Here is a 7,723-nt window from a genome sequence, read left to right on the forward strand (position 1 = left end):
ATTATCTTTTTACATCACTTATATGTCAGAAGATTTTATGCATCTTCATTGGTATCTTCTTCTGCTAACTGTTCGTATTCATCCGTAGAACCAAACTCAGCAAATTCAGAAAAGTCCTCATCCTCATATGATGCTGCCGCTTCATCTTCCTCTACATCAGTCTCCGTTTCAACTGCTGCATCGTCAACAGTTTCACTTTCCTCTGCATCGTCCGGAATCGTAAGATAAACATCATCATCTACCCCAGTTTCAACATCCTCTGCTACTTCTGTTTCCTCATAAGATTCAGATTCTTCTACGACATCTTCATAATCAACGGCCGCTGAAACATCCTCATCCGCCTCTGTCACAAATTTAGCAACTTCAGAATCCAAACGACGGCTTACATCCTCTGTTACACGAATGCTTGTCTGAATATCCATCATACTATCCGTCAATGTAGTTACAGACTCTGATACACCGGATACCTGATTGGAACTATCATTAATCGTCTCTGAAATCTCATGTATCAGTGTTGCCATCTCATGCATCGTATCTTTCAATGCGGTTGCACTGTCAGCAAACTGAAGCATCAATGTATCAATACGATTTGCATCGTCGTTATACTGGTTACCGGTATTTACAAGATTATCATAATCCGGCATAACCTCATTTTGGATAAAGGTCAGCATCTTATTGGCATTGTCTGCAAGTTCTCCTACTGAAGAGTTTACTTCCAAACTGATTTCCTGAATGTTATTCGCTGTCTCACGGCTTGAATCTGCCAGCTTACGAATCTCATCAGCCACTACAGCAAATCCCTTACCAACCTCACCGGCACGTGCTGCTTCAATGGATGCATTCAATGCAAGCAGGTTTGTCTGAGAAGAAATCTCCAAAATATCATTTGTCAATACATTAATCTTTTCAACATCTTTACTCTTTTCAAGAGAACTCTGAAGCAGTGTATTAATTTCACTTGCCATCTCTGCCGTCATCTTACGGCGTTTCTGACCACTCTCCTGCAATGCATTCGCACGGTCTTTAATTTCTTTTGCAAAATCAGAACCATTATTTGCCTCACCGGCAATATGCTCCATTGCTTCATAAACACGTCCTGCCTGGTCATTCAGATGGTCGGCGTGGTTTGCTACCTCTTCCATTCCGGCAGAAAGTTTTTCCATTACCTCAGATACCAGTTTGATATCGCCATTCGATGTATTTACACCATTAAACACCTGCTCTACATTGCCCTGCAGCTCAACGGCATCGGATTTGATTTCCATAATAATGTCGCGGAGCAAATCAATGAACTTATTAATTCCAACAACCAAAGTTCCCACTTCATCTTTTGTTTTTACCTGAATCTGGGATGTAAGGTCACCGTGGTCTTGTTCAATACTTCGTACAATACCGTTCAAGTGACGAATTGCATGTTTGGTTGGACGAAGGATTGTTGCTACAACCATTAAAATACAGAATACAATAGAAACAACCAACAAAGCAATTAAAACAACAAATGCTAATGTACTCTGTGATGCAGCTGCACCGAGTGCTCCCTGCGAATCCTCTACTTTCTGGCTGTTCACCTTCTGCATGTCATCAATAGCACTCTGGAATTTCTTGTAGATAGGCTCTACCGCTTCGTTCAAATTCTTCATGCCATTCAGTTCATAATCATCAATTGCCTTTTTCGATTTCTGGTAAGACTCACTAAATGTTGCATACGCAGCTTTATAGTCTTTTACAGCATCGGCTTCACCACCGTCAGAACTCTTCTCTGCAATAACAGAAATATTCTTATCCATGCGTGCTGTAGCTTCTTTAATATCCTTTGATAACTGTTTTAAATCATCGTCATCAAATGCAGTTACATAGCGAGCCAGCTTATACTGAAGCAATATAAAATCTGACTCCATCTCTCCTGTCTTCTCCGTTATCGTCATATAATTGTCGCTAATCGACTTGGTTGCCTGATTCATCTGTGCAATCTTTGAATAAATCAATGTAGAACACAGTCCACATACAATTGCAAGAATGCAAAACGGCACCATGATTTTCAATCCAATTGACTTCCTCATAACAAATCTCCTTTTATGTAATTATATAGTTATAAACTCTATTTAGATTATAACATCATACCTTTAAAAAAACAAGAAAGAATGTCTTAAATCGACACTCTTTCCTCCAAAAAAAATTCATTAACAGCTTTTTATTTATTAATGTCTCTCACATCATATGGCGTACTCTGATATACATAATAATTAAGCCAGTTACTGTAGAACAATTGACCGGCAGAACGCCAGCGGACAACCGGCTTTTTCTCCGGGTTATCATCCGGAAAATAATTAGCCGGAATACTCGGATTCATTCCCTTATCCAGGTCACGAAAATATTCTTTTGCCAGTGTATCCGAATCATACTCCAAATGTCCCGTCATAAAAAACTGTCTGCTGTCTTCTGTTTTTATAACCGCCACACCTGCCGCATCTGATACGGCAAGTACTTCCAGTTCCGGAATTTTCTCAACATCTTCTCTGTTTACCGTCATCGCACGTGACTGCGGACAGTCAAAAATGTCATCAAAACCGCGAAACAGTGGAGAGCTTTTTTTCAGCACCCGATGTTTGTACACGCCGGATAATTTTTCCTCTCTGTCGACCCTCTCAATACCATAGTGATAATATAAACCGGCAAATGCAGCCCAACACATGTAAAGAGTACAGTGAACATGCTTCTTTGACCACTCCATAATATTTGTTAACTCATCCCAGTAATCCACGTCTTCAAATTTGGTATAGTCAAGCGGTGCTCCTGTAATAATCATACCATCAAAATTACGGTCTTTGATGTCATCAAACACACGATAAAAAGTTTCCAGATGGCTTGGTGCCACATGCGTCGGCTTATAACTGCTCGTCTGCATAAACTCCACATCCACCTGCAGCGGTGTATTGGACAATTTACGCAAAAGCTGTGTTTCTGTCTCAATCTTTGTCGGCATAAGGTTTAAAATCAATACATGCAGCGGTCGAATATCCTGATGCATTGCACGATACTCCGTCATTACAAATATATTTTCATTTTCCAGAATTTTCTGGGCAGGTAGTGAATCCTGAATTTTAATAGGCACAATTACCACTCCTAACTTATTTGATAATATTTGCCATTGTAACACAACCAGATACTGTTTGCAAGGCTTGCGGTTATTCTCTCATGCATCCTGACATAATACAAATACCGCTTGCACCTTTACGCATAACTTCCGGCTCTCTCTCCTTTGTCATGCCGCCAATAGCATAGACAGGAACCTCTGAATTATCGCAAATATTTTCCAAAAATGATAATCCTCTCGGCGGTAAATCTTTTTTGCAGTCCGTAGCAAATATGTGACCGGCAATTACAAAATCCATTAAAAATGCCTCTGCCTCTTTTAACTGTTCCAGAGAATGAATCGACGTACTCATTTCCTTCACGGAATTACGAAGTTTTTCCCTTTCCTTTTGAGACATCTGTGCCATAACTGAAAGCGGTATATGCACAAAAGGATGCGAAAGAGAAAGTGCCGCCCGGTAATCCGTATGCAGAATACATTTTTTACCTTCCTGATTCGTAATTTTCAAAACCTTTCCCGCAAGTTCTTCATATTCCTCATGGGATAAATCTTTTTCCCGCAAAAGGATGGCATTATATTCATCGCCTTGTGCGATCTGCCGGATTCTTTCCAAAAAATCCCCCTCACACAGATGACGGTTTGTTACTGCTATTCTATACATAAATATAATCACTCATAACCGGCTGAAGTCCATGCTCCAAAATCGCATCATAAACTTCCTGCACATTTCTGGTATCATCAATTTCAAACTGTTCGTCGCCCTGCTCTTCTCCGCTTCTGCCACCAATTCCAACGTCCACGCCGGCAGATATCTTCGTTGCACAAATTTGAATCAGATTGTCGCGGACGCGCTTACATTCACGAGTAGAAACCGTAATGGAAGCAAACGGTAAAAGCAGACGATAAGCACACACAACCTGTAACAACTGCGCTTCATGCACATCCATCGGATTAATTCTATCATTATTAATAATCGGGCGAAGTCTTGGACAGGAAAATGCAATTTCTGCCTGTGGATATTTCCGCTGCAATAAATAGGCATGAATTCCTGTTGCAAATGCATCTTTTCTAAAATCATCAAGGCCTAACAAAGCAGCAAAACCAACGCCTCGCATACCACCCTTTAATGCACGTTCCTGTGCGTTTAATCGATATGGAAAAATACGTTTTTTACCTGCCAGATGAAGTGTTTCATATTTATCTGAATTGTAGGTCTCCTGAAATACGGTAACATAATCGGCACCACATTTATGCCAGTACGCATAGTTCTCGGAATTTGTCGGATATACCTCCAAGCCAATCACCTTGAAATATTTTCTTGCAATCTTACAAGCCTCTCCAATGTATTTTACATCCGACATTTTCTCGCTCTCCCCGGTTAAAATCAAAATTTCCTGCAAACCGGATTTTGCAATTTCAACCATTTCACGTTCAATCCCCTCGGCATCAAGTTTCGCACGACGGATTTTATTATGGCAGTTAAAACCACAGTAAATACAATAATTCTCACAGTAATTTGCAATATAAAGCGGTGTAAACATCATAATGGAATTACCAAAATGTTTCCTTGTCTCCTTCTGTGCCATCTGTGCAATTTCTTCCAAAAAAGGAAGGGCAGCCGGTGACAAAAGTGCTGCAAAATCTTCGGGTGTACGATTGTCTTTATAAATCGCGCGGCGGACATCCGCAGCCGTATAAGAATCATAATCGTAAGCATTCATTGCTTCCACAACCGTTTTCTCAACATCGGAATCCAAAACTTCCATTCCCTCTAAATATGTCATGTGGTCAATTCGGTTTTCCTTCATATCTTCCAGAATTGTTTCACTTAATATACTCTCATTTACTTTATCCATGTCGTCCTCCAACTATCTTTATTTCGTTTTGAAACTGCCATCCTGAATATAGCCGGTCAGCGGTGAAGATGCACTTCCCCCACGCTCTAACACGCGTCCTGTACCGGCAAGATAAGCCTTTCTTCCTGCCTCAATCGCCAGTTTAAATGCCTCTGCCATAGCCGGGATATCTCCAGCTGTCGCAATACCGGTATTCGCCATAATTGCGGCAGCTCCCATTTCCATTGCAGCACATGCTTCAGATGGTTTTCCAATGCCGGCATCCACAATAATCGGAAGATTAATTTCATCAATCAAGATCTGAATGAATTCTTTTGTACAAAGACCTTTGTTCGAGCCAATCGGTGCAGCCAAAGGCATAATCGATGCAGCACCGGCATTCATCAAATCACGTGCCACATTCAAATCCGGATACATGTAAGGCATAACTACAAATCCTTCTTTTGCAAGAATTTCTGTCGCCTTGATGGTTTCCTGATTATCCGGAAGCAAATATTTGGAATCTCTCATAATTTCAATTTTTACAAAATTGCCACAGCCAACTTCTCTTGACAAGCGTGCAATACGAACTGCTTCGTCAGCATTTCTCGCACCGGATGTATTCGGAAGCAAGGTAACACCTTCCGGAATATAATCTAAAATATTTGCACGTCCATCCTGATTCGCACGGCGAAGCGCCAATGTAATAATCTGTGCACCGGCATTTTCAACCGATGCCTTGATTAAATCCAGTGAATATTTTCCGGAGCCTAAGATGAAACGGGAAGAAAACTCCTGTCCACCAAGCATAAAAGTATCTTTATTTTCCATGTTCTTATCCTCTCAATCTTTGTATTTGAATTTACATTTTACATGTCATGATTTTGACAGGGTTGTTTTATCAACCTCCACCAACAAAACTTACCACTTCAATCACATCATTTTCTTTTATCTGAACCGTTTCGTAATCTTTCTTTGGAATAATCTCACCGTTGATTTCAACCGCAATTTTGTTCTTCTCAAAATTTTGTTTTGCGATAAAATCTTCCAGTGATAATCCTTCACAGTCTGAAACCTGGTTTCCATTCAAGCAAATCATATCGTCTCTCCTTTCTCTCTGATACAACAAAAGGATACCACAAAAAAAGTCCACACCCGAGGTGGTGTGCCCCTTCTTGAGATATCCTCAATCTGCTCTCAACTATATCATGAATGTTAGGGGGTGTCAAGTGGGTTTGTTGGCAGTATTTGTTGCCACTTTTTTTGTTTTCCGTAATTCCGGCAGAAAAGTTTTGCGTCTCGTGGGCACTCCCGTTAATTGAGTGCGTAGCGGTATGGGCACTGAAACTACCAGTGCCACATACCGACGTACTCAAAACCCACGAGCCACAAAATTCTTCTGCCGGAATTACTGAAAGCCAAAGAAACTGGCAGCGAACATTTGCTCAAACCATATCTTATCCATCCTCACAACTTCATAAAAAATGCCGTCAACCCTTGAAAACTCTATATTTAAGCAAGTCAACTTTATTTTATTCATTACATCATTTTATACCACTTCCCTTATGATTACAAGTGCTGATAAGGGCAAAAATAGGGGAAAGGAAAATTATATCAAATAACAAATAATGAAAAGGTAATTGGTCTGAAAGATATGCTTAAATTTTATAATGTTAGGAGTTGATGGTATGAATTTTATTTCTGCAAGTTATAATATGTACCATAACAGTATTGATATTACTACATTTGATGGCTACATATTACGAATTGACTGTAATAAGGCAGAGGAAGGATTAAAAACTACAGCATGGACTGATCACGTTCTAAATGCAATGGCAATAGATAATCCACTTGAATATGCAGGGCTTTATTTGAATAACGAATTGCAGATATTTATAGATGCTGAAGATAATCTGGATATTTGACAAAACAAAAATGCTTAGAATCTTTTATAACATGATTTTAAGCATTACGAGGCCTTTGATTTGCTGATGTACCCTCGGTAAAAACACATTTTTGATAGTCTGCTTTATTTGCCTATATTCGAGTAAACTCGATATAGGCAAATGCGGCATACCATTTTAATAGGCTTATCTGCCATGCATTTTTTAACCGCTATCCAAAATGACCCATAAATAAGCATTTTTTATTCCTCCCTGCCATAGCCATTTATATGTCTCATTTTTTATTATGGACTTTAGTCTGTTGACTACGAGCGGAGTTTCTCAAAAGAGAAATGAAACCATGGGAAACAAAAAACCACCTGCTATGTGGGTGGAAGATAAGTTGTTATTAGAAAAAATCAGCTTTCCATTTGTTCAAGCTATCTTATAACGAAAGGAAAGATGATTTTAATGGCTAAAAAAGCAAACAGTCTGTCCCACACAAAATGGATGTGTAAATACCATATTGTGTTCACACCTAAGTATAGGCGAAAAGTAATTTATAATCAATACAAAGAAAGCATTCGTGATATTTTGAAACAGTTGTGTGGTTATAAAGGTGTAGAAATAATAGAAGGTCATTTAATGCCAGACCATATACATATGCTGGTAAGTATAAACATGCAAATTTAAAGTACAAATTTGGAAACCGTCATTTCTGGGCAGAAGGTTATTATGTAAGTACAGTAGGCTTAAATGAGGCAACAATAAAGAAATATATACAGGAACAGGAAACGCATGACATAGCAATGGACAAATTAAGCGTAAGAGAGTACGGAACCTCTTTTAAGGGTAGCGAGTAGTACAAATACCCCTTTCAGGGGTAGGCAAAAGCGGCAAAGGCAAGATAG

7 protein-coding genes and 1 pseudogene are annotated in these 7,723 nt (G+C 39.4%); 2 read left to right on the top strand and 6 right to left on the bottom strand.

Annotated features, from left to right (window positions below; genetic code table 11):
- Positions 1 to 35: 35 nt before the first annotated feature.
- The 6 genes from DW019_RS13700 to thiS form a co-directional block, all read right to left on the bottom strand.
- Positions 36 to 2,060: a methyl-accepting chemotaxis protein gene (locus tag DW019_RS13700; RefSeq protein WP_118443933.1), complete on the bottom strand. Its 2,025-nt coding sequence runs from the start codon at positions 2,058 to 2,060 to the stop codon at positions 36 to 38.
- Positions 2,061 to 2,191: 131 nt separating this feature from the next.
- Positions 2,192 to 3,112 (bottom strand): homoserine O-succinyltransferase, encoded by a 921-nt coding sequence (gene metA / locus DW019_RS13705; RefSeq protein ID WP_118443934.1) that lies wholly within the window; start codon positions 3,110 to 3,112, stop codon positions 2,192 to 2,194.
- 73 nt (positions 3,113 to 3,185) lie between these two features.
- Complete coding sequence (locus DW019_RS13710; protein ID WP_118443935.1) at positions 3,186 to 3,755, bottom strand: thiamine phosphate synthase; 570 nt, start codon at positions 3,753 to 3,755, stop codon at positions 3,186 to 3,188.
- Positions 3,748 to 4,902 carry a 2-iminoacetate synthase ThiH gene (thiH, locus tag DW019_RS13715; protein ID WP_347461761.1) on the bottom strand — a complete coding sequence of 385 codons (1,155 nt, stop codon included), beginning with the start codon at positions 4,900 to 4,902 and terminating at the stop codon, positions 3,748 to 3,750. Before thiH ends, DW019_RS13710 begins: the two co-directional genes overlap by 8 nt.
- Before the next feature lie 66 nt (positions 4,903 to 4,968).
- The gene (locus DW019_RS13720; RefSeq protein ID WP_117480131.1) at positions 4,969 to 5,760 is read right to left on the bottom strand and encodes a thiazole synthase; all 792 of its coding nucleotides are present in this window, start codon (positions 5,758 to 5,760) and stop codon (positions 4,969 to 4,971) included.
- A gap of 70 nt (positions 5,761 to 5,830) precedes the next feature.
- Entirely contained in the window at positions 5,831 to 6,028 is a 198-nt protein-coding gene (thiS, locus tag DW019_RS13725) for a sulfur carrier protein ThiS (protein WP_022377948.1), read from the bottom strand.
- 589 nt (positions 6,029 to 6,617) lie between these two features.
- Here thiS and DW019_RS13730 point away from each other — a divergent pair.
- Positions 6,618 to 6,854 (top strand): DUF6061 family protein, encoded by a 237-nt coding sequence (locus tag DW019_RS13730; protein ID WP_118443936.1) that lies wholly within the window; start codon positions 6,618 to 6,620, stop codon positions 6,852 to 6,854.
- 429 nt (positions 6,855 to 7,283) lie between these two features.
- Positions 7,284 to 7,675 (top strand): annotated as a pseudogene (tnpA, locus tag DW019_RS13735) (IS200/IS605 family transposase).
- Positions 7,676 to 7,723 lie beyond the last annotated feature (48 nt).

It is taken from the genome of Clostridium sp. AF37-5, assembly GCF_003477605.1.
GTDB lineage: Bacteria > Bacillota > Clostridia > Lachnospirales > Lachnospiraceae > Eubacterium_F.